The 24,150-nt window shown below is 44.0% G+C and carries 21 protein-coding genes; 10 read left to right on the forward strand and 11 right to left on the reverse strand.

The genetic code is table 11. The features are described from left to right. Nucleotides 1-59: 59 nt before the first annotated feature. A complete protein-coding gene (glnS, locus tag QWZ07_RS18000) occupies nt 60-1,727 on the reverse strand; it encodes a glutamine--tRNA ligase (protein WP_017106120.1) in 1,668 nt (555 codons plus the stop codon). A 302-nt stretch (nt 1,728-2,029) separates the two neighbouring features. After that, a complete protein-coding gene (nagE, locus tag QWZ07_RS18005) occupies nt 2,030-3,589 on the reverse strand; it encodes an N-acetylglucosamine-specific PTS transporter subunit IIBC (RefSeq protein WP_017106119.1) in 1,560 nt (519 codons plus the stop codon). A 475-nt stretch (nt 3,590-4,064) separates the two neighbouring features. Here nagE and nagA point away from each other — a divergent pair, with 475 nt between their 5' ends. The 4 genes from nagA to asnB all read left to right on the forward strand — a co-directional run bounded on the left by nagA (nt 4,065) and on the right by asnB (nt 9,987). After that, entirely contained in the window at nt 4,065-5,201 is a 1,137-nt protein-coding gene (gene nagA / locus QWZ07_RS18010; protein ID WP_192852209.1) for an N-acetylglucosamine-6-phosphate deacetylase, read from the forward strand. A 2-nt stretch (nt 5,202-5,203) separates the two neighbouring features. After that, a complete protein-coding gene (gene nagC, locus QWZ07_RS18015; protein ID WP_017106117.1) occupies nt 5,204-6,418 on the forward strand; it encodes a DNA-binding transcriptional regulator NagC in 1,215 nt (404 codons plus the stop codon). A gap of 83 nt (nt 6,419-6,501) precedes the next feature. Next, nucleotides 6,502-8,088 carry a cation:proton antiporter family protein gene (locus tag QWZ07_RS18020; RefSeq protein WP_192852210.1) on the forward strand — a complete coding sequence of 529 codons (1,587 nt, stop codon included), beginning with the start codon at nt 6,502-6,504 and terminating at the stop codon, nt 8,086-8,088. A 234-nt stretch (nt 8,089-8,322) separates the two neighbouring features. After that, entirely contained in the window at nt 8,323-9,987 is a 1,665-nt protein-coding gene (gene asnB / locus QWZ07_RS18025; protein ID WP_065110952.1) for an asparagine synthase B, read from the forward strand. 73 nt (nt 9,988-10,060) lie between these two features. Here the strand turns inward: asnB and rfaH are convergent, their stop codons facing one another. Next, entirely contained in the window at nt 10,061-10,567 is a 507-nt protein-coding gene (rfaH, locus tag QWZ07_RS18030) for a transcription/translation regulatory transformer protein RfaH (protein ID WP_017110336.1), read from the reverse strand. 502 nt (nt 10,568-11,069) lie between these two features. Here rfaH and QWZ07_RS18035 point away from each other — a divergent pair. Further along, the gene (locus QWZ07_RS18035) at nt 11,070-12,455 is read left to right on the forward strand and encodes a peptide MFS transporter (protein ID WP_102384736.1); all 1,386 of its coding nucleotides are present in this window, start codon (nt 11,070-11,072) and stop codon (nt 12,453-12,455) included. Nucleotides 12,456-12,545: 90 nt separating this feature from the next. Here QWZ07_RS18035 and hemH read toward each other — a convergent pair whose 3' ends face one another. From hemH to htpG, 3 genes are all read right to left on the reverse strand, one after another. Then, the gene (gene hemH, locus QWZ07_RS18040; protein ID WP_065110950.1) at nt 12,546-13,508 is read right to left on the reverse strand and encodes a ferrochelatase; all 963 of its coding nucleotides are present in this window, start codon (nt 13,506-13,508) and stop codon (nt 12,546-12,548) included. A gap of 277 nt (nt 13,509-13,785) precedes the next feature. Continuing rightward, entirely contained in the window at nt 13,786-14,430 is a 645-nt protein-coding gene (adk, locus tag QWZ07_RS18045) for an adenylate kinase (protein WP_009847341.1), read from the reverse strand. Between the two features lie 388 nt (nt 14,431-14,818). Continuing rightward, a complete protein-coding gene (htpG, locus tag QWZ07_RS18050; RefSeq protein WP_065103134.1) occupies nt 14,819-16,723 on the reverse strand; it encodes a molecular chaperone HtpG in 1,905 nt (634 codons plus the stop codon). 270 nt (nt 16,724-16,993) lie between these two features. Here htpG and QWZ07_RS18055 point away from each other — a divergent pair, with 270 nt between their 5' ends. The 3 genes from QWZ07_RS18055 (at nt 16,994) to QWZ07_RS18065 (ending at nt 18,937) form a co-directional block, all read left to right on the forward strand. Further along, nucleotides 16,994-17,899, forward strand: a complete 906-nt coding sequence (locus tag QWZ07_RS18055; RefSeq protein WP_102384738.1) for a transcriptional regulator — start codon at nt 16,994-16,996, stop codon at nt 17,897-17,899. Between the two features lies 1 nt (nt 17,900). Further along, nucleotides 17,901-18,416, forward strand: a complete 516-nt coding sequence (locus QWZ07_RS18060; RefSeq protein ID WP_192852211.1) for a regulatory protein ToxS — start codon at nt 17,901-17,903, stop codon at nt 18,414-18,416. Nucleotides 18,417-18,625: 209 nt separating this feature from the next. Beyond that, on the forward strand, nt 18,626-18,937 hold the full coding sequence (locus QWZ07_RS18065) for an Rdx family protein (protein WP_017110341.1): 312 nt from the start codon (nt 18,626-18,628) through the stop codon (nt 18,935-18,937). Nucleotides 18,938-18,970: 33 nt separating this feature from the next. Here QWZ07_RS18065 and yfcE read toward each other — a convergent pair whose 3' ends face one another. Genes yfcE through QWZ07_RS18090 form a run of 5 tightly spaced genes read right to left on the reverse strand, consistent with a single transcriptional unit; the run spans nt 18,971 to nt 21,833 of the window. Next, on the reverse strand, nt 18,971-19,516 hold the full coding sequence (gene yfcE, locus QWZ07_RS18070) for a phosphodiesterase (RefSeq protein ID WP_192852212.1): 546 nt from the start codon (nt 19,514-19,516) through the stop codon (nt 18,971-18,973). A gap of 47 nt (nt 19,517-19,563) precedes the next feature. Continuing rightward, complete coding sequence (locus QWZ07_RS18075) at nt 19,564-19,971, reverse strand: CBS domain-containing protein (protein WP_076669090.1); 408 nt, start codon at nt 19,969-19,971, stop codon at nt 19,564-19,566. Then, on the reverse strand, nt 19,968-20,318 hold the full coding sequence (locus QWZ07_RS18080) for a P-II family nitrogen regulator (RefSeq protein WP_192852213.1): 351 nt from the start codon (nt 20,316-20,318) through the stop codon (nt 19,968-19,970). Before QWZ07_RS18080 ends, QWZ07_RS18075 begins: the two co-directional genes overlap by 4 nt. Continuing rightward, entirely contained in the window at nt 20,308-21,102 is a 795-nt protein-coding gene (locus QWZ07_RS18085) for a DUF1538 domain-containing protein (protein ID WP_192852214.1), read from the reverse strand. The genes QWZ07_RS18080 and QWZ07_RS18085 overlap by 11 nt, the downstream gene beginning before the upstream one ends. Next, nucleotides 21,099-21,833 (reverse strand): DUF1538 domain-containing protein, encoded by a 735-nt coding sequence (locus QWZ07_RS18090; RefSeq protein WP_009847350.1) that lies wholly within the window; start codon nt 21,831-21,833, stop codon nt 21,099-21,101. Before QWZ07_RS18090 ends, QWZ07_RS18085 begins: the two co-directional genes overlap by 4 nt. A gap of 300 nt (nt 21,834-22,133) precedes the next feature. Here QWZ07_RS18090 and QWZ07_RS18095 point away from each other — a divergent pair, with 300 nt between their 5' ends. Together QWZ07_RS18095 and QWZ07_RS18100 are read left to right on the forward strand one after the other, a co-directional pair. Then, complete coding sequence (locus QWZ07_RS18095; RefSeq protein ID WP_076669095.1) at nt 22,134-23,048, forward strand: TIGR01777 family oxidoreductase; 915 nt, start codon at nt 22,134-22,136, stop codon at nt 23,046-23,048. Between the two features lie 43 nt (nt 23,049-23,091). After that, a complete protein-coding gene (locus tag QWZ07_RS18100; RefSeq protein WP_192852215.1) occupies nt 23,092-23,919 on the forward strand; it encodes an SDR family oxidoreductase in 828 nt (275 codons plus the stop codon). The last annotated feature ends 231 nt before the right edge of the window (nt 23,920-24,150 follow it).

A 24,150-nucleotide genomic window follows, 5' to 3' on the forward strand; every position in this document is an offset into this window, starting at 1 on the left:
AGGGCTCTAAGCTTTGGAAAACTGAGCTATAGGGCTCTAAGCTGTAGAGAGCGAAGCCATTAAGCTTCAGTTTTACCCCAAGTATCACGTAGGCCAACCGTACGGTTGAATACTAGCGCGTCTGCTTTCGAGTCTTTCGAATCTACGCAGAAGTAACCTGTACGTTCAAACTGATACGCTTGCTCTGCCACACCTTCTGCTAGGCTAGGCTCAACAAAACCGTTTAGCGTAACAAGTGACTCAGGGTTAAGCGTTGCAGCGAAGTCATCAGCAGCGGCTGGGTTTGCCACAGTGAATAGACGATCGTACAAACGAATCTCAGCAGGCAATGCTTTATCAGCCGATACCCAGTGGATAACGCCTTTCACTTTACGGCCATCTGCAGGGTTCTTACCGAGTGTTTCATTGTCGTAAGAACAGAAGATAGTCGTAATGTTGCCTTCTGCATCTTTTTCGATACGCTCAGCTTTAATCACGTAAGCACCACGCAGGCGAACTTCTTTACCTAGAACCAAACGCTTGTACTTCTTGTTTGCTTCTTCACGGAAGTCGTCACGTTCAATCCAAACTTCGCGTGTAAATGGCACTTCACGAGTACCCATTTCTGGCTTGTTCGGGTGGTTTGCCACTGTCAATGTTTCTACTGTATCAGCGTCGTAGTTTTCAATCACGACTTTGATCGGATCAAGAACAGCCATTGCACGAGGTGCATTTTCGTTGAGATCATCACGGATACAAGATTCAAGTGAACCGAACTCAATCATGTTCTCTTGCTTAGTCACACCAATACGCTTACAGAATTCACGGATAGAGCTTGAAGTGAAACCGCGACGACGTAGACCAGAGATAGTTGGCATACGTGGATCGTCCCAACCTTCAACTAGGTTTTCAACCACAAGTTGGTTCAGCTTACGCTTCGACATTACCGTGTATTCAAGATTCAGACGACTAAACTCGTATTGACGAGGTTGGCAATCAATCGTGATGTTATCTAGAACCCAGTCATACAAACGACGGTTGTCTTGGAACTCAAGAGTACAGATAGAGTGCGTAATACCCTCTAGCGCATCAGAGATACAGTGAGTGAAGTCGTACATTGGGTAAATGCACCACTTGTCAGCAGTCTGATGGTGGTGAGCAAAACGAACACGGTAAATAACTGGATCGCGCATAACCATGAATGAAGAGCTCATGTCGATCTTAGCACGTAGACATGCTTTGCCTTCCTCGAAGCCACCGTCACGCATTTTCTCAAATAACGCTAGGTTTTCTTCAGGGCTGCGATCACGATATGGACTCGCTTTACCAGGCTCTTTCAATGTGCCACGGTACTCACGGATTTGATCAGGACTTAGCTCGTCAACATACGCTAAGCCTTTATTAATTAATTCCACAGCATAAGCGTAAAGCGTATCGAAGTAGTTTGATGAGTAACAAATATCACCAGACCATTCGAAGCCTAACCAGCTTACATCATTCTTAATTGACTCAACGTATTCAACGTCTTCTTTTTCAGGGTTTGTATCATCGAAACGAAGATTACACTGTCCCTGGTAGTCCTGAGCAATACCAAAGTTCAAGCAAATAGATTTAGCGTGACCAATGTGCAGGTAGCCATTTGGCTCCGGCGGGAAACGAGTATGCACGCTACTGTGTGTACCATCCGCTAAATCTTTATCGATAATTTGGCGAATGAAATTCGATGGACGAGCCTCAGCTTCACTCATCTATAGCACCTCTATGTATTTAGTATTGTCAGAGAAAGTTATCTTCCATCCCCAAGAAAAAGGCGGCTTTTGCTGCCTATCAAAGATAGAAAGATCATTGTTGCTAATCATCCACAATTCTTCGCCTTTGCACAATAAGAACCATCAGTTAATTGTGATTATTTCTTCTATTCGCTGAAGAATAGAACGAACCTTGTTCACTGCCCTTAAATGACAGACACAAAAAAGCCTCCCGTTTGGGAGGCTTTCAATTCGAAACTTACTTAAGAGCAGTTGTTACGTCTTAATAAGTACTTCCTTTACTATGGAAGTTTTACATCAGATAGGTCTTCACCAGCACCGATAGCTTTCATTTCGCCAGCTACGATTTCAGCTAGTGGGCCTAGGATAACCTGAAGGTTGTTCTCACCCAGTTTAACCACACCTTTAGCGCCAAGTTTCTTAAGAACAACTTCATCAGCGATAGAGCGGTCTTTTAGCGTTAGACGTAGACGAGTGATACAAGCATCGATTGAAGTCAGGTTTTCGTGACCACCTAGAGCTTTAAGGTATTGACGAGCAACTTCACCTTTTGGAGCGTCGCCAGCAGGAGCAGCTACAGCTTCGTCATCATCTTCACGACCTGGCGATTTCAAGTTGAAAGCGCGGATTGCGAAAGAGAAAGTGAAGAAGTATAGAGCACCGAATCCTAAGCCAATCAATAGTAGAGTGAATGGTTTAGTTGCTAGACCCCAGTTCAATACGAAGTCGATTAGACCAGCAGAGAAACCGAAACCGTGCAGAGTACCAAACATGTTAGCAACAACTAGAGACAGACCTGTAAATACAGCGTGCATTGCGTATAGAGCAGGAGCTAGGAATACGAACATGAATTCTAGCGGCTCTGTGATACCTGTTAGGAATGAACAGAATGCAACTGAGAACAGTGCGCCACCAACTTGGCTACGTTTTTCAGCAGGAGCAGCTAGGTACATTGCAAGAGCAGCACCAGGCAGACCGAACATCATTACTGGGAAGAAACCGTTCATGAATACGCCAGCGCCTTTATCGCCACCGAAGAAACGGTGTAGGTCGCCAGATTTAACAGTGTCAGTCACTTCTTTAACTACAGTAGTGATTTCTGGAGTTACAGAGTTAGCGAATGTGAATGTGTGCTCTTGGCCAACAACTAGAGTTTTAGCAAGTGCAGGGTCAACACAAAGTTGAGTGATGTTAGCGAATGCGCCTTGACCAGCAACGACGATTTCTTGACATGTACCCATACCGAACCAGAAGTATGAGTTCAATACGTGGTGTAGACCTACAGGGATAAGTGCACGGTTAAGAGTACCGTAAACGAATTGGCCAACAGCACCAGACGTTGATACCGCGTGAGCTAATGCATCTAGACCAGATTGAATACCAGGCCAAACCACACCAGACACTGCACCTGCAACAAGTGCAAATAGACCGGCCATGATAGGTACTAAACGTTTACCCGCAAAGAAAGCCAGCCACTCAGGAAGGCGTGTTGCATGGAAAGCGTTGTAAGAGTGACCTGCGATGATACCTGCGAAGATACCGCCGAAGAATGACATGTTAACGTCAGCGTTGATTGTCGTTGCTGTCGCTGTTAGTACGAAGTAAGCAACTGCACCAGCAAGACCCGCTGCGCCGTTACCATCTTTAGAAAGACCAATCGCGATACCTAGACCAAATAGCAGTGGTAGGTTACCGAAGATAGCACCACCAGCTTCTGCCATGAATGGAATATCAAGTAGATCGCCTTGACCTAAACGTAATAGAAGCGCCGCAATCGGAAGCGTTGCGATAGGTAGCATTAACGCCTTACCCAGCTTCTGTGCATATCCTAGAATATTCACCAGTTGTTTCCCCCTATAGGATTTTTTAGAATTCGTTTGAGAAACTTATTTTAGCCTCTCAATTTAGTCCTATTCAGTGTATTCAATTAATTTTGCTCCGCAAATTAAAACCTTACCATTTGTGATCCTAATCACCAGTTTTTACCAAATCCAGAGGTTTTTGCTAGCGAGATCATAAAACTTATTTTATCATTCAAAAAAATGAACATTTATAGATAAAATCTAAACCTAATCATTAGGTAAAAAGATGGTATATCTCGGCTTACATTGCCGTATGAATAATCATTAACAATGAACCTAAATGTATAATAACGATCAATTGTTCATATATTTTTCAATAACTTAAATAGCATCACATTTTGAAGCCGTTTGCCCATAAAAGATAAATCGTTACGTAAATGATGCTCGCAAACTAAGTCCACATTTAGGTAACGAACAAATTTAAAAGATCTCACGAAATAAGGATTAGCTGACTATGTACGCGCTAAGTAACTGTAAAATTTACACTGGTAGTGATGTTCTGACCGATCATGCTGTTGTAATCGAAAACGAACTGATCAAAAAAGTCTGTCCTATCTCTGAATTGCCAGAAGGAATCGAGGTTCGCGATCTAGACGGAGCAAACCTAAGCCCAGGTTTCATTGACCTACAACTGAATGGTTGTGGCGGTGTAATGCTTAACGATGAGATCACAGCAGACACCATGCAGATCATGCACAAAGCAAACCTTAAATCTGGCTGTACTAGCTTCTTACCAACGTTAATCACTTCATCAGATGAAGATATGCGTGCGGTTATCACTGCAGCTCGCGAGTACCACAATAAATACCAGAACCAATCTTTAGGCCTACACCTTGAAGGTCCATACCTAAACGTTGCGAAAAAAGGCATCCATAGCGTCGATCACATCCGCAAATCTGATAGCGAAATGATTGAGCTGATTTGTGAGAACAGTGACCTTGTTGCGAAAGTAACACTGGCTCCTGAGCTTAACGACCCAGAGCACATCGAGCGTCTGCGTAAAGCTGGCGTCGTTGTTTCTATTGGTCACACCAACGCAACGTACGCAGAAGCGCGTCAAGGCTTTGAGTCAGGTATTACATTTGCAACTCACCTGTTCAACGCGATGACTCCTATGGTTGGCCGTGAACCAGGCGTTGTTGGTGCGATTTACGATACTCCTGAAGTTTATGCGGGCATTATCGCTGACGGCTTCCACGTTGATTACGCAAACATTCGAATTGCGCACAAAATCAAGGGAGAAAAGCTTGTATTAGTGACGGATGCCACAGCTCCTGCAGGTGCTGACATGGAATACTTTATTTTTGTCGGTAAGAAAGTATATTACCGTGATGGTAAGTGTGTTGATGAAAACGGCACACTAGGCGGCTCAGCTCTGACTATGATTGAAGCAGTTCAGAATACAGTTGAGCACGCTGGTATCGCTTTAGACGAAGCTCTTCGCATGGCTACTCTATACCCAGCTACGGCTATCGGTGTAGAAAGCAAGCTAGGTCGAATCAAAAAAGGCATGGTTGCAAACCTTGCTGTATTTGACCGAGATTTTAACGTTAAAGCGACTGTTGTTAACGGACAATACGAGCACAATTAAGTATGAATGGCGGACAAATAGGTAACGTAGATTTAGTTAAACAACTAAACAGTGCGGCGGTATACAGACTTATAGACCAACAAGGGCCTATCAGTCGTATACAGGTGGCTGATGTAAGCCAACTCGCACCGGCAAGTGTTACAAAAATTACCCGCCAACTTTTAGAGCGCGGCCTAATTAAAGAAGTTGCGCAGCAAGCGTCTACTGGCGGTAGACGCGCTATCTCTCTAACCACAGAAGTAGAACCTTTTCATTCTGTTGCTGTGCGATTAGGCCGAGACTATATTCAAATAAGCCTTCATGACCTCGGTGGTCGTGAGTTGGCTTTCTTACAGCAAGACCTTAATTATTCAGATCAGTCAGACCTTACCCAAGGCTTGGTTAATAATTTGAAGGCTTTCATTGCTGAACACCAACCAAAGATCGACCAGTTGATCGCGATTGGCGTGACTCTTCCAGGCTTGGTAAACCCGACAACCGGTGTTGTTGAGTACATGCCAAACACAGATATCGACAACTTGGCTTTGAGCGACATCATTCGTGACACGTTCCATGTCGCTTGTTTTGTGGGTAACGACGTACGAGGAATGGCGCTTGCTGAGCACTACTTTGGCGCAAGTAAAGATAGCCAAGACTCGATTCTAGTCAGTGTTCACCGTGGTACCGGTGCCGGTATTATCGTTAATGGTCAGGTTTTCTTAGGGCACAACCGAAACGTGGGCGAGATTGGTCATATCCAAATTGATCCACTCGGTGAGCAATGCCAATGTGGTAACTTTGGTTGCCTTGAAACCGTAGCGGCCAACCCTGCCATTGTTGAACGAGTTCAAAAACTCATTAAACAAGGTTACGAGTCTTCGCTAACAGAGCTTGAACACATCACTATCCAAGACGTTTGTGACCATGCGATCAATGGTGATGAACTTGCTAAGCAAAGCTTGGTTCGAGTGGGTAACCAGTTAGGGAAAGCTATCGCAATGACGATTAACCTGTTTAACCCTCAGAAAGTCATCATTGCTGGTGATATTACGAAGGCACAAGAGATTGTTTTCCCTGCAATTAAGCGCAATGTAGAGAATCAGTCGTTAACGACTTTCCATAGCGGCCTGCCTATTGTAGCATCACAGATCGATAAGCATCCCACGATGGGAGCTTTTGCAATGATTAAGCGTGCCATGCTCAACGGTGTGCTACTTCAAAAGCTACTCGAAGACTAAAGAAAACCATTCTGATTTTCCGCGGGCCGTGTTTGTATAAACACGGCCCGTTTTTTTAAGCTAGGGAACTACAACAACAAGTTATGGAACTTATATTAATATCCACTGCGTTTATTGCAGGATTTATTGCTTTAAAGTGTCACCTTCCCCCATTGGTCGGCTTTTTGGTCGCAGGCTTTGGGCTCTTTGCTCTGGGCTTTGAAACCAATGACACCATCATTACGTTAGCTGATCTAGGTGTCACCCTACTCCTCTTTACTATTGGCTTAAAACTCGATATTAAAACCCTGCTATCTAAAGAGATCTGGGCTGGCGCGACAATCCACAACCTTTTATCCACTCTGTTTTTTGCGGTCGCCATGTTTGGTTTTAAGTTCCTCGGTATTTCCTCGCTAGCAGCCATGTCAATGGAACAGATCGTCCTTCTCGGTTTTGCCCTTTCATTCTCTAGTACTGTATTCGCGGTTAAGTCTCTGCAAGAGAAAGGGGAAATGAATGCAACTTACGGAACGTTAGCAATTGGTATTCTGGTTATGCAGGATATCTTTGCCGTGGTCTTCTTAACGGCATCGACAGGCAAGATTCCAGAATGGTATGCCATCGCACTGTTCGCTTTGCCGTTCTGTCGTCCATTATTCTACAAAGTCCTCGATTGGGTTGGTCACGGCGAAATGCTGGTGCTGTTCGGTATCTTCTTCGCATTAGTGGTCGGTGCAGGCTTGTTCCAATTTGTAGGCGTAAAACCAGATCTAGGCGCCCTTATCTTAGGTATGTTGTTAGCTGGTCATCCAAAAGCTTCAGAGCTTTCGAAATCGCTGTTTAATCTAAAAGAACTTTTCCTAGTCTGCTTCTTCTTGAATATTGGCTTATCTGAGCAGCCTACCATTCAGGGCTTTATGCTCGCTGTCTTGTTCTTATTGTTACTGCCAGTTAAAGGCATTCTGTATTTCTTGGTACTTAACCGTTTCAAGTTCCGTGTTCGAACATCTCTACTCGCCTCTCTGTCACTGTTTAACTACAGTGAATTTGGCCTCATTGTTGGTGGCCTTGCCTTTAAGATGGGTTGGATGTCTGGTGATATCTTGGTTGCCATGGCGATTGCAGTATCACTCTCGTTCCTAATCGCAGCGCCTCTAAACAAAGCGGGCCACAAACTTTATCAACAATCGGGGAAGTGGCTAAAAGAACACGCTGCTGAGAAGCTCCACCAACGTGACAAACGAATTGATCCAGGTCGTGCTCAGGTGCTTATTCTTGGTATGGGCCGCATTGGTACTGGTGCATACGACGAGCTACGTTCACGCTACGGTAAAGTGAGTTTAGGTGTCGAAGTTCGTGAAGACGCGGCACATAACCACAGAAGCCATGGAAGAAACGTTATTTCTGGCGATGCAACTGACCCAGATTTCTGGGAGCGTATCCTAGATACAGCAAACGTAAAGTTAGTGATCTTGGCTATGCCTCATCACCAAGGTAATCAAACCGCTTTAGAGCAATTGAAGTCACGTAACTTTAAAGGCCAAATTGCCGCGATTGCTGAATACCCAGATCAGCTAGAAACATTAAAAGAAAACGGTGTCGATGCGGCTTTTAACATTTATAGCGAAGCAGGTAGCGGTTTTGCTCGCCACGTTTGTGAACAGTTAAACCCAAACATCAGTAAGATCTAGTCCTAAACATTATCTAGTTAACCTCTCAAAATTGCTGTTCTTTTGCACTTTTGAGAGGTTTTTGTTTAAAAAACCAACCGCAATTAGACACCAATCACCAAAGCAACTTAAAAATTAGATAATTTCTAACATAAACCCCTTTATATTATTTTTTTGCTCACATTCGGTTGCTTTTTTTAGCCAGAATGGCAAATTGAATACAGTTGATTTAGAAATTATTTAAAAGGAAGTTCTATGTGTTCAGTATTTGGCATTCTCGACATTAAAAGTGATGCCGCAGCACTTCGCCCTATTGCTCTAGAAATGTCTAAAAAGCTTCGTCACCGTGGCCCAGATTGGTCTGGTATCTATGCTGGTGAAAAAGCAATTCTTGCTCACGAGCGTTTGGCTATCGTTGGTCTTAACAGTGGTGCACAACCACTATACAGCCAAGATAAAAAGCACATTCTTGCAGTGAACGGCGAAATTTATAACCACAAAGAACTTCGTGCCCGCTATGAAGATAAGTACCAGTTCCAGACTGATTCTGACTGTGAAGTTATCCTAGCGCTATACCAAGAAATGGGCGCGGACCTTTTAGAAGAACTTAACGGTATTTTCGCATTCGTTCTATACGACGAAGAAAAAGATGAATATCTAGTGGGTCGTGACCACATCGGTATCATCCCGCTTTACCAAGGCTACGATGAGCACGGTAACTATTACGTTGCTTCAGAAATGAAAGCATTAGTTCCTGTATGTAAGACGATCAGTGAATTCCCTCCTGGTAGCTTCTACTCTTCAAAAGATGCAGAGCCTCAACGCTACTACACCCGCGACTGGAACGAATACGCTGCAGTTCAAGGTAACAGCACAAGCAAAGAAGAGCTGACTGAAGCACTAGAAGCTGCAGTTAAGCGTCAACTAATGACTGACGTGCCTTACGGTGTACTTCTATCGGGTGGTCTTGATTCATCAATCACATCTGCTGTCGCTAAACGTTTTGCGGCAATGCGTATTGAAGATGATGAGCAATCTGAAGCTTGGTGGCCGCAGCTGCACTCATTTGCTGTTGGTCTAGAAAACGCGCCAGATCTGATCGCTGCTCGTGAAGTTGCAGATAAGATTGGTACCGTGCACCACGAGATGACTTACACCATTCAGGAAGGCTTAGATGCAATCCGTGATGTTATCTACCACATTGAAACTTATGATGTAACGACCATCCGTGCTTCAACGCCGATGTACTTGCTAGCTCGTAAGATCAAAGCAATGGGTATCAAGATGGTACTTTCTGGTGAAGGTGCTGATGAAATCTTTGGTGGTTACCTGTACTTCCACAAAGCACCAAACGCGAAAGAGTTCCACGAAGAAACGGTGCGTAAACTTCTTGCTTTAAGCATGTTTGATTGTGCTCGTGCGAACAAATCGTTGGCGGCATGGGGTGTAGAAGGCCGAGTACCATTCTTGGACAAAGAGTTTATCGACGTCGCTATGCGTCTGAACCCTGAAGACAAGATGTGTGGCAACGGTAAGATGGAGAAACACATCCTACGTGAGTGTTTTGAAGACTACCTACCAGATTCAATCGCATGGCGTCAAAAAGAGCAATTCTCTGACGGCGTAGGCTATGATTGGATTGATACGCTGAAAGCAACCGCTGAAGACAAAGTAACGGACAAACAGATGGAAACGGCTCAATTCCGCTTCCCTTACAACACACCAACAACGAAAGAAGGCTATGCTTACCGTGAGATCTTTGAGGAGTTATTCCCTCTAGAATCAGCGGCAGAGTGTGTTCCTGGTGGTCCTTCTGTTGCATGTTCATCAGCAAAAGCCATTGAATGGGATGAGTCATTCAAAAACTGTGTTGACCCATCTGGTCGTGCGGTACAAGCTGTTCACAACGACTCTTACTAGAGTCTAGGTACAAGTCAAAAACAAAAAAGGCGCACTATGCGCCTTTTTTTAAGCCTGTTTTTTATTGCTGCACTTATGCTTGAGCTTGTAGTGCTTCGTTCTCTATGCTGATCGGCACAACTTGACTGATCATCTTAACAAGCATAATAGAGCGCGCTTCTCCATCCTTTTGATGGAAAATAGCCTCTACCCCAGCAAACTGACCACTATTGATTTTGACCACTTGCCCTGATTCAAATTCAACACAGCACTCTTCAGGTTCATCTTCGCAACACTTCTCAAACTCTTTAAGTTCATACACTAAGTCGCCTTGGACTTCGTGTGGCCTTGCGCCAAACTTAATAAAATCGACGACACCACGCGTTGAACGAACAGTAGTAAAACTTGGGCCCTGTTCGTAGTCAAAACGTACAAAGATGTAAGATGGAAATAGCGGTTCTTTGACCTGCTTCTCTTTCCCTCTAACGACCTTCTTAACATCTATTTGAGGATAAAAGCACTCTACCCCTTGATTCTCTAAGTGTTGTTGAGCACGCTTCTGATCACCGCGCTTACAATAAAGTAAATACCAACGTTTCATTTTACTAGCCATTTTCTATTTTGGGACATATTACCACAAGCCTAAAACGGTTAATCACCGTTAATAAAATGAATCCTGATAAGCAATGAATAATGCGTAACAGACCAACTTATCAACAAAAAGCCATAAGGACAAAAAGTGATTAAGCATTGTACAGGGAACATTTACAGATAAAAAGTCGCATTATTGTAAGGCTATGTATGCTACACAGATAAAGAACGACATTCCATTTATTTTCAAGAAACATCCAACAAACCAATAAATTCAACCATTAGCATTCGATAATTCTTTTAAAAAGAACATTATGCGCTCAACTCAAAACTGGAAAATTAGTTTGCAGCACGCATTATCTGGGTAACATTATCAATAAAACCCATTATTTTCATAAGCTTATAAAAAATCAGTTATCGTGACCATAAAAGACGCCTATTGCAGATGGTTATTCCACTCTGTATACATAAGGAACTATAAAATCTTTTAATACCTAAAATTAGTAAAACTTATGCCAAGCAATCACAACATATTTGGCCACCCTAGAGGCCTATTTCTACTCTTTAGCACCGAGCTATGGGAACGTTTCTCCTACTATGCAATGCGTGCAATTCTTGTTTTATTTCTTACCGACACCACTATCAATGGTGGCCTTGGTTGGTCAACAAAAGATGCCCTCGATCTTTATGGTATCTACACCGGTTTAGTCTATATCACACCATTAATCGGCGGCTGGCTTGCCGATAACTACTTAGGACAACGTAAATCGATCCTAGTGGGTGGTGTATTAATGGCACTCGGCCAATTTACACTCGCTCTTCCTAATGGCGCCATTGGCTTAGACCAAGTAAATGCTCTTTATCTAGGTTTAGCGCTGCTTATCAGTGGTAACGGTATGTTTAAACCAAACATCTCGACCATGGTTGGCGACCTATACCAAGAAGGCGATAACCGCCGTGACGGCGCTTTCACCATTTTCTACATGGGCATCAACTTAGGCGCGCTACTGGGTGGCTTAATTTCAGGTGCTGCAGTTGACTCGTTCGGCTGGAAAGCTGGCTTCCTAGCCGCTGGTATCGGTATGGTTATCAGCTTAGTTATGCAGTTGACGATGGCTCAATCATGGTTAGGCAACATTGGCTCAGTACCTGCAGCTGCACGAGCGAAAGCGCTGAACAAATCAAAAGAGAAAACACCACTGACCAAAGAAGAGTTCGACAGACTAAAAGTTATTCTGATTATGGGTCTGTTCGTCATTGTTTTCTGGGCTGGCTTTGAACAAGCTGGCGGCCTGATGAATATCTACACTCAGCAATATACTGACCGTATGATTGGTGGTTTTGAAGTTCCGGCTGCATGGTTCCAATCTCTAAACCCATTCTTCATCATCACCCTCGCACCTATCATTGCGGCGTTTTGGGTCAAGCTTGGTAAGCGTGAACCAAACTCTCCAGTGAAATTTGCAATGGCTTTGTTCTTCCTAGCTCTAGGCTTTGTGTGCATGATGGGCGCAGTAATGGAGCAAGGCGGCGACCTAACAGTGAAAACATCAATGCTGTGGCTAGTCGGTGCTTTCTTCTTCCATACCCTTGGCGAGCTTTGTCTATCTCCTATTGGCCTGTCGTTGGTCACTAAGTTAGCTCCGCTTCGTCTAGCATCGTTAATGATGGGTGCATGGTTTGGTTTCAATGCTGTCGCAAACTACGTAGCTGGCCTTGTGGGTTCTCACGTTGGTGAGCTTGGCGCAATGTCTATCTTCGGTGGTATCGCAATTACAGCGACAATTAGTGGCGTCTTACTGCTTCTTTGTGCTGGCAAGCTTGTATCATGGATGCATGGTGTAGAAACCAACATGACGCTTGAATCAGAGCCAAAAGCAGAAACTTCGGTTGCTTAATATCTAGATCGATTTCAAGAAGAAACATCAAGATCAAAAAGGGCTGCTCAATGAGCAGCCCTTTTGTTATCTATTCAATCGACCTATCAGTTAGCGATGAAGCGCCACTAGTTCAGCCATCATGTCGATGTGTGAGTCTCTGTCATTGAGACACATAATGTAGCTAAAGTTAGAACCACCAGCATCAATGAACGTCTCTTTACACTGGTCTGAAATCTCTTCTAACGTTTCTAAACAATCCACTGAGAATGCAGGCGCCATAATATCGATCTTCTTGATACCTTTGCTTGGAAGCGTTTCAAGCGTTTCATCGGTATAAGGCTTCAACCACTCCTCGCGGCCAAATCGAGATTGGTATGTCATGGTGATGTCTTCCGAGGATAACCCTAACTCCGCAGCAAGTAATTTGGTCGTCGCTTCACAATGTTGAGGGTAAATATCACCTTCATCGGCTAACCTTTTAGGGATGCCGTGGAATGAACACACCAAGTGATCGCCTTTGCCATTTTCTTCCCAATGGCTACGAACACTTTCAGCCAATGCTTTCGCGTAGCTAGGGTGAGAGTAATAATCTCGAATAAAGCGATAGCTCGGGATAACAGGCATTTGTTTGAAGGCTTTAGTTAAACCATCAGAAACGGCCGCTGTCGTTGTGCCTGAGTATTGAGGGTATAAAGGCAATACGATGATGTCTTCAACGCCCTGCTCCATTAATTGCTCAACGCCGGTTTTAAGGCTTGGATTACCATAGGTCATCCCCAAAGCTACAGGCATCTGTAATTTTGTTTGTAGCTTTTCAGCTTGTCTCTGCGAATAAACAAGCAGTGGTGAGCCTTCGTCCATCCAAACAGACTGATAAAGCTTAGCCACTTTAGGTGCTCGAATCGGTAGAATCACCCCATGTAAAATAGGACACCAAAGCCAGCGAGTTAGGTTTACCACTCGTTTGTCGTGTAAGAATTCACTTAAAAATCGGCGAACGCCAGCTGGAGTCGCGGTATCTGGTGTTCCTAGGTTAACCAGTAAAACGCCCTGCTTTTTATTATTTTCCATAGCTACCTGAGACCAATGTGTGATTTTCTGGAACGTAATATACTAATCTGCATAAGTTTAAGATCATTGTTACGCAACTAAATTTAAGAATAGTCGTTCTTAACCTGAGTTATCGCAACATCACCTTGATCGTTAGCCGCGCAAATCTAAGCCGTAACGCGGAAATTATGCACAATCGATTTTATCTAGATTGGTATATGACTAAAAATTGAAACAAAAAAAGCGACCTTAAAGGTCGCTTCCAATATATCAAATTCTAAAACTGGCTGTTAGCCAATTATGCTAGTGCTTTCTCAAGTTCTGCACTAACTTCAGCAACTTGCTTAGTACCGTCGAACTTAAGGTACTTAGTGTTGCCTGCTTCAGCTTCTTTACCGTAGTAAGAGATAAGCGGAGCTGTTTGATCGTGGTATACACCTAGACGTGCACGAACTGTTTCTTCTTTGTCGTCATCACGAACCACTAGCTCTTCGCCAGTGATGTCATCTTTACCTTCTTCTTTAGGCGGGTTGTACACATTGTGGTATGTACGGCCAGAAGGAAGGTGAGCACGACGACCAGCCATACGCTCAACAATCACATCGTCAGCTACGTCGAATTCAACAACGTAGTCTACTGCGATACCCATTTCTTTTAGGCCATCAGCTTGAGGGATTGTGCGTGGGAAACCGTCTAGTAGGAAACCTTTCTCACAGTCATCTTGAGCGATACGCTCTTTGATAAGACCAAGGATAATTTCATCAGAAACTAGCTGACCCGCGTCGATTACTGATTTAGCTTGCTTACCAAGCTCAGTACCCGCTTTGATAGCAGCACGTAGCATGTCACCAGTTGAAATTTGAGGGATACCAAATTTGTTCATGATGAAGTTAGCTTGAGTACCTTTACCCGCGCCAGGAGCACCTAGAAGAATGATGCGCATGTTTAATCCTCTTATAAAAATTATGATTTATACCGAAGCTCACTATCCCGCCTTTCTAGTTCGATTTAAGTCGAACAAGAGAGGTTAGGTAACAACTGAGGCTAAGCACAACTGTAAACAGAAGCAAAACGGTAAGTTTCGGTATAACGTTTAAAAATCATACAACTGGAGATGATAGGTTCATAGTCCCAGCTGATTAGGTCGAGCATTCTATCACATTAATATTCAATTTGGCTGAAATTAAGACTAAAGAATGTATCGACAGCGTTTGCGTTCGTCTTGTTAGCAACTTTAGCGACATTTCGATGAAGTTAAGCGACGTTCATAAAAAAAGCCCGCATTCGCGAGCTTTTATTCATAATTATGGGCTTAGCCCAAAGTCGAAAGACTAACGTTTTGTCAGTAGTTCGTTGATTGCACCTAAGAATTGTGACGGATCTTCCATTGAGCCCTTTTCAGCCAGCATAGCCTGGCCAAGTAATAGCTCAACCCAGCGACCAAACGCTTGTTCGTCCGCTTCATCTGCCATCTGCTTAACTAGCGCATGCTCAGGGTTAATCTCAAAGATGTACTTCACCTCAGGAGCAGCTTGTCCCGCAGCTTCTAGAAGTTTAGCCATTTGAGTGCCCATCTCGAAATCATCGGTAACAACAACAGCAGGTGTAGTTGCTAACTTGAATGTCGTGCGAACCTCTTTAACACGATCACCAAGATAAGCTTGAGTGCGGTCAACAACAGACTTGAACTCTTCTTCCGTCTCTTTTTGCTTCTCTTTCTCTTCTTCACCTTCAAACTTGCTTAGATCTAAGCCCGCTTTTGTGATCGACTGGAACTGCTTACCGTCGAAGTCAGTTAGGTAATTCATCACATACTCATCGATACGATCGTACATGAGAACAACTTCGATGCCTTTCGCTTTGAACTGCTCTAAGTGAGGGCTGTTCTTAGCCGCGGCATAGCTGTCTGCCGTTAGGTAATAAATCTTGTCTTGACCTTCCTTCATACGTTCTACGTAAGAAGCTAGGCTGATGGTTTGCTCAACAGAATCCACTTCCGTTGATGAGAAACGAAGTAGACCAGCGATCTTTTCTTTGTTCGCCATGTCTTCTGCTGGGCCTTCTTTCAATACTAGGCCGAACTCTTTCCAAAACTCCAAATACTTGTCGTTGTCATTCTTAGCCATGCGCTCAAGCATAGTCAGCACACGCTTAGTACATGCACCACGAAGAGACTGAGTCACTTTGTTGTCTTGAAGGATTTCACGAGACACGTTCAGTGGAAGATCATTTGAGTCAATCAAACCACGAACGAAACGCATGTAAGATGGCATGAACTGCTCTGCGTCATCCATAATGAACACACGTTGCACGTAAAGTTTTAGGCCGCTCTTGTGATCACGGTTCATCATGTCCCAAGGTGCTTTCGCAGGGATGTAAAGCAGGCTGGTGTAGTCGTTCTTACCTTCAACTTTGTTGTGGCTCCACGTTAATGGATCAGCAAAGTCGTGAGAAACGTGCTTGTAAAACTCTTGGTACTCTTCTTTCTCGATATCAGATTTATTGCGAGTCCAAAGCGCTTGTGCTTTGTTGATCTGTTCCCAATGCTTCTCTTCTGTGTCTTTACCTTCGTCATCTTTAACCGCAGTTAAGATAGAAACCGGGATACCGATATGATCAGAGTATTTACCAATCACTTCACGCAAGCGCCACTCATTCAAGAACTCTTTACCGTCTTCACGCATATGAAGAACGATGTCAGTACCACGAGATTCTTTAGTGATGTCTTCAATGGTATAGTCGCCCTCACCCGCTGAATGCCATTGCACAGCTTCATCACTTGCCAGTCCAGCTGCGCGAGTTCGAACCGTTACCGCGTCTGCAACGATAAATGCAGAATAGAAACCAACACCAAACTGGCCAATAAGCTGAGAGTCTTTGCTTTGGTCATCAGACAGCTTTGAGAAAAAGTCAGCCGTACCTGATTTAGCAATCGTACCCAAATGTTCGATAACGTTGTCACGGCTCATGCCGATACCGTTATCAGAAATGGTCAGAGTGTTGGACTCTGCATTGAATGACAACTTCACGCCTAAATCCGCATCGCCTTGGTAAAGGTCGCCATTCGATAGCGCTTGAAAACGAAGTTTGTCAGCCGCGTCAGATGCGTTAGAGATCAACTCACGTAGGAAAATTTCTTTGTTTGAATACAGTGAGTGGATCATTAGATGAAGTAGCTGTTTTACTTCAGATTGAAAGCCACGAGTCTCTTTATTTTGCGTTGCTGTTTCGCTCATTTTTACTCCAAAACATCTATACTTTATGTTGAATACCGGAAGAGGCGTTACACAGGATACCACTCTTATGTTCATTAACATGAGGATGACAAATGTAAATTCAAGGTCAAAAATCATAAAAACACTGTTTTTTTGATCTGTTTTTATTATCCTTGAGGGTGATAAATATAAAAGAACATAAAAGAAGCCATGATTTGGTGAAGAATTAACGGAACTTCACCTGAGATTTGTCTATTTCGCACTCAAAATCATCCAAAATAGAAGAATTCAATGAGCAATATCGGCACAAAGTTTATTCTCGCACAGCGGTTCGTATTCGACCCAAACAGCAATTCACTTGTTGATCAAGCCAGCGACGGTGAAGTCGTACGCCTTGGTAGCAATGAAAGCCGCATTCTCCTGATGCTGTCAGAAAGACCCAATGAAGTTATCACTCGTAACGAATTACACGAATATGTTTGGCGAGACCAAGGCTTTGAGGTAGACGACTCCAGCTTAACGCAAGCGGTATCGACACTCAGAAAGATGCTGAAAGACTCAACTAAGTCTCCAGAATTCGTAAAGACCGTTCCAAAGCGTGGCTACCAGTTTATCGCTTCTGTTGAACGTTCAGCGCCACTTTCTTCAAGCGAACAGCCTGTCATGGCTGAAGTCGTAGAAAATGAGATGGAGCCGACCTTAGCGTTTACGACGACAGCCGAAGAAGTAGTTACTGAGATGACCGAGTCAGAACCCGTGGCTAAGACTCAAGAAGCTAAGGCTGAAGTAGAACCAAAAGCGACCACAAACGTTGCCGCGAACAAAAATAGTAATAAGTGGACAAGCTTTAGTGCTCTACTTATTGCTATTATTATGCCAATTCTAGTAATCACGTTTACTAACCCAGCTGAATCAGAGTTTCTGACACTGGCTGAAGTTGATGGCGTTAAGGTTCAGACACCGATCAACCACCCAGATTTAAGCAGTTGGCTACCAGCTATAGAGAAATGTGTTGTGCATTACAACAACAACCACACAGGAATGTTGAAGCCAACAGAAGTCATCGCAACAGGCGGACAAACCAATAACCTAGCTCTTAACTATATTCACCCACAAGAATATTCGAGCGAGAATATTACCCTAAGAATTTATGCGAACCAGTCGGATTTAAACGACATTTGTAAAGGTGATCAGTAACATGAAATTAAAAGTCTCTATTATTTTACTGGTTCTTTCTGCTTTTCTTAGTGGTTGGTTGTATTGGGGCAGTGATGCTCAAGTCGAACGTCTGCTAACCGCCCATGAGTGGCAATCAAAAATGGTGACTCTGATTACCGATAAGAAGCAAGCTGACTCGATCGGCCCGCTTCGTAAAGTAGAATTATCTTCAAACGCTAAGTATCTACCTAATGGTACCTACTTAAGAATGTCTGTGGTTAGGCTATATGGTACCCAAACAGCACCAGCAAATGTGATCAACATTTCTGAAACAGGCCAATGGGATATCAATGATAACTACCTATTGGTTTCACCTACTGAGTTTAAAGACGTGACATCTGCCCAGCGCCAAGATTTTTCGGAAGAGCAGCTTGAACTGATCACTCAGGTAATCAAAATGGATGCAGAGCAAAGCCGACGCCTTGATATTGTGAACCCGAAAGCACTGTTACTGACTAGCTTAAACCATGGCTCTACCGTGTTGTTTTCAAACTAACTCTCTCGAGTAATAAATAAAGGGGCATTGCGCCCCTTTTTTGTATCTAATTTCTAACATAAGATCCATGGATTGGGTTAATCACTTACCCTATTGTTGGGCCCTCTCCTAACCCACGTTTCAAGCAACTAGCTCGTCAAAATAGCATTTGAAATATTGACGTTCGCCGTTGGCACCAAACTACTGTTTTAGAATTTTCAGGGATATGTATGAGTACAGAATTAAACGCGGTAAGTACATCAATCACCAAAGCAACCATCGCAATACACTATTGTCGCCAATGCAATTGGATGCTTCGTTCTAGTTGGTTATGCCAAGAGTTACTGCATACGTTCAGTGAAGAGATAGAACAAGTGAGTTTGCATCCCGATACCGGAGGTCGATTTGAGATCTTTTGTAATGGCGTGCAGATTTGGGAAAGAAAGGCAGACGGTGGCTTTCCTGAAGCCAAAGTTCTGAAGCAAAGAGTGCGAAACATCATTGCTCCAGACAGAGATCTTGGCCACGTAGACTCAAAATAAGCCCTTTTCGAAGCCGTGACCGATTCCGTTTATTTACAACTGCCCGCTCACTAGCAGATCACCTTCAAGGCTAACCACTTTAAACGTACCGTTCTCGTATAACCCATAGCTTGCAGCATGATCATTTCGTGGGAATGTCGCCGAGCTTGGATTAAATATGAAGATGCCATCCTGATATTCTGCGACAGGAATATGAGTATGACCATGCGCAATCACATCGCCCGCTTTTAACACTGGACGCTTGCTTGAGTTATATAGGTGACCATGAGTTAAGAAGATACGCTGACCCGATTCTAGTAGCACCCATGAGTAATCAACCATCATAGGGAAAGACAGAAGCATCTGATCCACTTCACTGTCGCAATTACCACGAACCGCGATGATCTCTTGAGATAACTCATTCAGTTTTTCAGCAACCGCTGGCGGGTTGTACCCTTCAGGAATTGGGTTTCTTGGACCATGATTCAGAATATCACCCAATAGCACTAAATATTGCGCACCTGACGCTCGGTATAGCTCTAAGACTTTTTCTGTAGCTGGCAGCGAACCGTGTAGGTCTGAAGCAAAAAATAATTTCACACGTACTTCTCCATAAAACTTATGAGGCTATTGTACGTATCAAAGTGCTACACGTCATCTCTCGCCATACCGTTGATCACAATATTATTGTAACTAACCATACCGACTATCTTGTTGTCACTGACCACCGGAGCACGACTGATACCAAAGCGTTCGAACAGGCGAGCACAATACTTCACGTTCATATCAGCAGACACACTCAAGGCCGGCTTAGTCATAATTTCATAAACGTTGGTTCGCTTTGGTGAACGGTTCTTAGCCAGTACTTTTTTGGCGATGTCATTCATCAACACGATGCCGTACTCATCATCCTCATGGCGTTTATCGACGATGATCGCTTTCACTTGGTGTTTTTTCGCCATCTCAATCGCTTCTAATACCGTGGTTAGCCCATCAATAATCACATAAGTATTGGCCATTACATCGCCCACACGGATCTTTTCACTGGTACTCATAGTTCATCCTCCACAACCTTGGTTAACGTCTCAACTTGGTGCGCAACGCCTACAGCATCTTCAACATCGATCTGGACAGCGATTCCTTGTCCTGACTCTTGGTCGAACTCCCCTACTTCACCAATGGTTTCTAGAATATTCCTCGCCAAATGCTCTTCAACCACAAACAGCAGCACATCTTTTTGTACCTCTAACGTTAAACCAAAAAAGGTACGCTTTTGGTTTAAGCCTTGCCCTCTGGCATTGTTAATCACCGTTGCCCCTGTTGCGCCCGCATCACGCGCGGCATCGAGCACGGTGTCTGTCTTGCTCTCTTCTACAAACGCTAAGATAAGTTTAAAGCGCATCTTTGCTCTCCTTAGAGGTGTGTAAACGGTTTAACCATTGTGTTATTTGGGCGTAGCTCATCACTGAGATGATCGGAAACAAACTGGCAAACGCTATTAAGCCGAAACCGTCTATTACCGGGTTTCTCCCTGGTACGGTTGAAGCAAGCCCAAGCCCGAGAGCCGTCACTAAAGGCACAGTCACGGTAGATGTCGTCACCCCGCCTGAATCGTAAGCCAATGGAATAATGAGCTTGGGGGCGTAAAAGGTTTGAATCACCACGATGACATAACCACAAATAATGTAGTAATGGATAGGATCGCCCGCAACGATACGGTAGCTGCCAAGTGAGATACCGATGGCTACGCCTAATGCCACGGCGATTCTCAGACCATTCACGCTGATACTGCCGCCAGATACTTGGTTCGCCTTGATCGCCACTGCAATCAAAGAAGGCTCGGCTATCGTGGTACTGAACCCAATACAAAACGCGAAAAGGTAAACCCAGTAATAATCAAACCAAGCTAAGGCAAGGCCTGAACTTATCTTGAACTCAGTTAAAAAACTGGGTTCGGTCAATTGCATGGCCATTGTCTCCCCTAGAGGAAACAACGCGAGCTCTAACCCCATCAAAAAGAGGGACAACCCAAGAATGACGTAAAAGAAACCTATCAGCACTTTGCCTAAGTTATTAACTGGCTTTCGCAGCACCGCTAATTGAAAACCGAAGATGATCACCGCAATTGGAATCACATCCATTACAGTGCCAAGAAAGGTGTCGATAAATTGCTGAGCACTGATCATGTCACCACCATCCCGTAGACCATGACAAACATCATCGGCAGCAATGAAGCAAAGGCAATCAATCCAAAGCCATCAATCATCGGATTTCGCCCTTTAATCGCAGAGGCTAAACCCACGCCCAATGCTGTCACTAACGGAACGGTGATCGTCGATGTTGTCACTCCGCCGGAGTCATACGCAATCCCAATGATGTTTTCAGGGGCGAAAGCGGTGAGCACCACCACTCCAATATAACCTCCGATGATCATGTACTGGATTGGCCAACCTTTTAAGATTCGCAGCACCCCAAGTAAGATGGCGATCCCCACCGACAATGCTACGGTGAAACGCAAGCCATCGGCGTACTGTTCCATTTCGTCTAGAGAGTTGGGAATAACACCACCTTCAGCGGCCACTTCTGCGGCTTCGGCCGCCACTGCGGTTAACGCAGGTTCGGCAATGGTGGTGCCAAAGCCTAAACAGAAAGCGAAGGTCAATAACCAAAACACGCTCCCCTTACGAGCAAAAGCTTGAGCCATCGACTCGCCAATTGGGAACAGACCCATTTCAAGGCCAAAGATAAAAAAAGTCAGTCCAAAAACCACCAGCACTAAGCCAGTTAGAATAGACAAAAGATGAGGGAGTGGCTCTTGCAAAACAGCAAGCTGGAAGAAAGCAATCACCGCCACGATCGGCAAGAGATCCCTTAGACTACCTAACATGGCTCGAAACAAAGCAAGCACTGCCGTCATCGCAACTCCTAGTCATTGAAATTGTGTTTGGTTATTAATTACCAATAATCATGGCAAATCCTTATCATTCCTTATGTGACAAATATTACGCAGTTGGTAACATATCCGAGTAAAGTCCATAAGTGTGATAGCGGTATACATCCTAACTTGATGAATTTAATTTCATTCTTTCGTAAATTGATACGGCGTAATTTAGGCATCACACGATTGAAACCTTATGATCGTTATAGTGATTTTTTCGTATTGATTGGCGTTCAAAAACAAGCCATGTCTATAATTATGTTTAATAGGGAGATTGGTATGAAGATATTGTTAACTGGTGGTACGGGATTTATTGGTTCTGAATTGGTCAAAAGTTGGAATACTGACGACGTGACATTGTTGACGCGGAGCCCCGAAAAAGCGAAGCAAAACCTAAATCACCTGAACCAGAATAACCTTCATTACATTCAATCTCTTGATGAACTCAGCGATCTCAATGACTTCGATGTCGTGGTCAATCTTGCTGGCGAACCGATCGCTGACAAGCGTTGGAGTGCGGAGCAAAAAGAGAGGATCTGCAATAGCCGCTGGCAGATTACCGAAAAACTGGTCGAGTTAATTCACGCCAGTAGCAACCCACCGGAGGCTTTCATTAGCGGTTCGGCTGTAGGTTACTATGGCGATCAACAGCAACACCCATTTGATGAATCACTACAAGTAGAAGACGACAGTTTTCCTCACAAAGTCTGTGCACACTGGGAAGAGATAGCCAAGAGAGCTCAATCCGATGAGACGCGTGTAATACTACTGAGAACTGGGATTGTGTTAGGTGAAAATGGTGGTGCTTTAAAGAAGATGCTAATGCCGTACAAACTCGGAGTAGGCGGACCACTTGGTTCAGGCGAACAGTACATGCCTTGGATTCACATGCTTGATATGGTGAGAGCCATCAACCACTTATTGTCGATTCCTCACGCTCAAGGGGAATTTAATATGTGTGCCCCACACCCTGTCACCAACAAACTGTTCAGCAGCACACTCGCCAAACAACTACGCCGACCTCATTTCTTATTCACTCCGAAATGGGCAATGTCGCTTCTGATGGGTGAATCTTCTTGTCTACTCTTTGACAGCATTCGTTCCAAACCAAAGAAACTCACTGAAATGGGATTTATCTTTAGTTACTCAAGAATAGAACCAGCCTTAAAAAACTTGTTACAACATCAAGACTAATTCTTTACCCTAGAGCGATAAAGACTCTAATGAAGGATTAAGCGTGAACAAGTCGATTCTGATCACCGGTTGCTCAACGGGTATTGGCTATACATGTGCGCATGCACTACAAAAGCGTGGCTTCCACGTCATTGCATCGTGTCGTCATCCGCAAGATGTACAGCGTCTACAAGATGAGGGACTGACCTGCATACAGCTCGACCTTTCTAACCAAGAAAGCATTGAACAAGCTGCACAACTTGCTATTGAGCTAGCGCCTAACGGATTATATGGCTTATTCAATAACGGCGCTTATGGTCAAGCTGGCGCGCTAGAAGACTTACCGACCCAAGGTCTCAGAGAGCAATTCGAAACCAACTTCTTTGGCTGGCACCATCTTGTTTGTCAGATCCTCCCGCACATGCGCGAACGCGGCGAAGGCCGAATCGTACAAAACAGTTCCGTATTAGGGTTTGCGGCCATGAAATATCGTGGCGCTTACAACGCTTCAAAGTTCGCGTTAGAAGGCTGGACAGATACCTTACGTTTAGAACTGCATGGTAGTGGTATTCATATCTCGTTATTGCAGCCAGGTCCAATAGAAACCCAATTTAGAAATAATGCCCTGAAAGCTTTCAATAAATGGATCACCATTACTGGCAGCGCTCATCACGAAGCTTATCAACAACAAAAAGACCGACTCGAAAAGGAGTCATCGAACAACGCTTTTGTTCTTCCGCCTGAAAGTTGTGTTGAGCCAGTTTATCACGCACTCACCGCAGAGAAACCCAAGCTAAGATACCGAGTGACGACACCTACTAAGGTGTTCGCGGTGCTGAAAAGAATTCTACCGAGTCGCTTGCTAGACCCTATTTTGAGAAAAGCGGCATAAATTGCTAACTTTGAATGTAGAGTCGCAAACTTTAATGTAACGATGTAATTTTTCCGTAACAATTAGATGTCATGATTACCCTATCTCATCAATTACTCCCAATTAATGAGCCTAATCTGGATATTTCATGACTTTAAACCGCCTTAATTGGGTCGGTGTGAGTCTGGCGATTACGTTGTTTATTCTGTTTTGAGTATCTCACGCTATGCCTCACTGACCACCTCAATGATA

It is taken from the genome of Vibrio lentus, from assembly GCF_030409755.1.
Lineage (GTDB): Bacteria > Pseudomonadota > Gammaproteobacteria > Enterobacterales > Vibrionaceae > Vibrio > Vibrio lentus.

Excerpts from the sequence above, each read along its gene's own strand:
- glnS (WP_017106120.1), bottom strand. The coding sequence starts at position 1,727 with ATGAGTGAAGCTGAGGCTCGTCCATCGAATTTCATTCGCCAAATTATC.
- nagA (WP_192852209.1), top strand. The coding sequence starts at position 4,065 with ATGTACGCGCTAAGTAACTGTAAAATTTACACTGGTAGTGATGTTCTG.
- nagC (WP_017106117.1), top strand. The coding sequence starts at position 5,204 with ATGAATGGCGGACAAATAGGTAACGTAGATTTAGTTAAACAACTAAAC.
- QWZ07_RS18020 (WP_192852210.1), top strand. The coding sequence starts at position 6,502 with ATGGAACTTATATTAATATCCACTGCGTTTATTGCAGGATTTATTGCT.
- asnB (WP_065110952.1), top strand. The coding sequence starts at position 8,323 with ATGTGTTCAGTATTTGGCATTCTCGACATTAAAAGTGATGCCGCAGCA.
- rfaH (WP_017110336.1), bottom strand. The coding sequence starts at position 10,567 with ATGAAACGTTGGTATTTACTTTATTGTAAGCGCGGTGATCAGAAGCGT.
- QWZ07_RS18035 (WP_102384736.1), top strand. The coding sequence starts at position 11,070 with ATGCCAAGCAATCACAACATATTTGGCCACCCTAGAGGCCTATTTCTA.
- hemH (WP_065110950.1), bottom strand. The coding sequence starts at position 13,508 with ATGGAAAATAATAAAAAGCAGGGCGTTTTACTGGTTAACCTAGGAACA.
- adk (WP_009847341.1), bottom strand. The coding sequence starts at position 14,430 with ATGCGCATCATTCTTCTAGGTGCTCCTGGCGCGGGTAAAGGTACTCAA.
- htpG (WP_065103134.1), bottom strand. The coding sequence starts at position 16,723 with ATGAGCGAAACAGCAACGCAAAATAAAGAGACTCGTGGCTTTCAATCT.
- QWZ07_RS18055 (WP_102384738.1), top strand. The coding sequence starts at position 16,994 with ATGAGCAATATCGGCACAAAGTTTATTCTCGCACAGCGGTTCGTATTC.
- QWZ07_RS18060 (WP_192852211.1), top strand. The coding sequence starts at position 17,901 with ATGAAATTAAAAGTCTCTATTATTTTACTGGTTCTTTCTGCTTTTCTT.
- QWZ07_RS18065 (WP_017110341.1), top strand. The coding sequence starts at position 18,626 with ATGAGTACAGAATTAAACGCGGTAAGTACATCAATCACCAAAGCAACC.
- QWZ07_RS18075 (WP_076669090.1), bottom strand. The coding sequence starts at position 19,971 with ATGAGTACCAGTGAAAAGATCCGTGTGGGCGATGTAATGGCCAATACT.
- QWZ07_RS18080 (WP_192852213.1), bottom strand. The coding sequence starts at position 20,318 with ATGCGCTTTAAACTTATCTTAGCGTTTGTAGAAGAGAGCAAGACAGAC.
- QWZ07_RS18085 (WP_192852214.1), bottom strand. The coding sequence starts at position 21,102 with ATGATCAGTGCTCAGCAATTTATCGACACCTTTCTTGGCACTGTAATG.
- QWZ07_RS18090 (WP_009847350.1), bottom strand. The coding sequence starts at position 21,833 with ATGACGGCAGTGCTTGCTTTGTTTCGAGCCATGTTAGGTAGTCTAAGG.
- QWZ07_RS18095 (WP_076669095.1), top strand. The coding sequence starts at position 22,134 with ATGAAGATATTGTTAACTGGTGGTACGGGATTTATTGGTTCTGAATTG.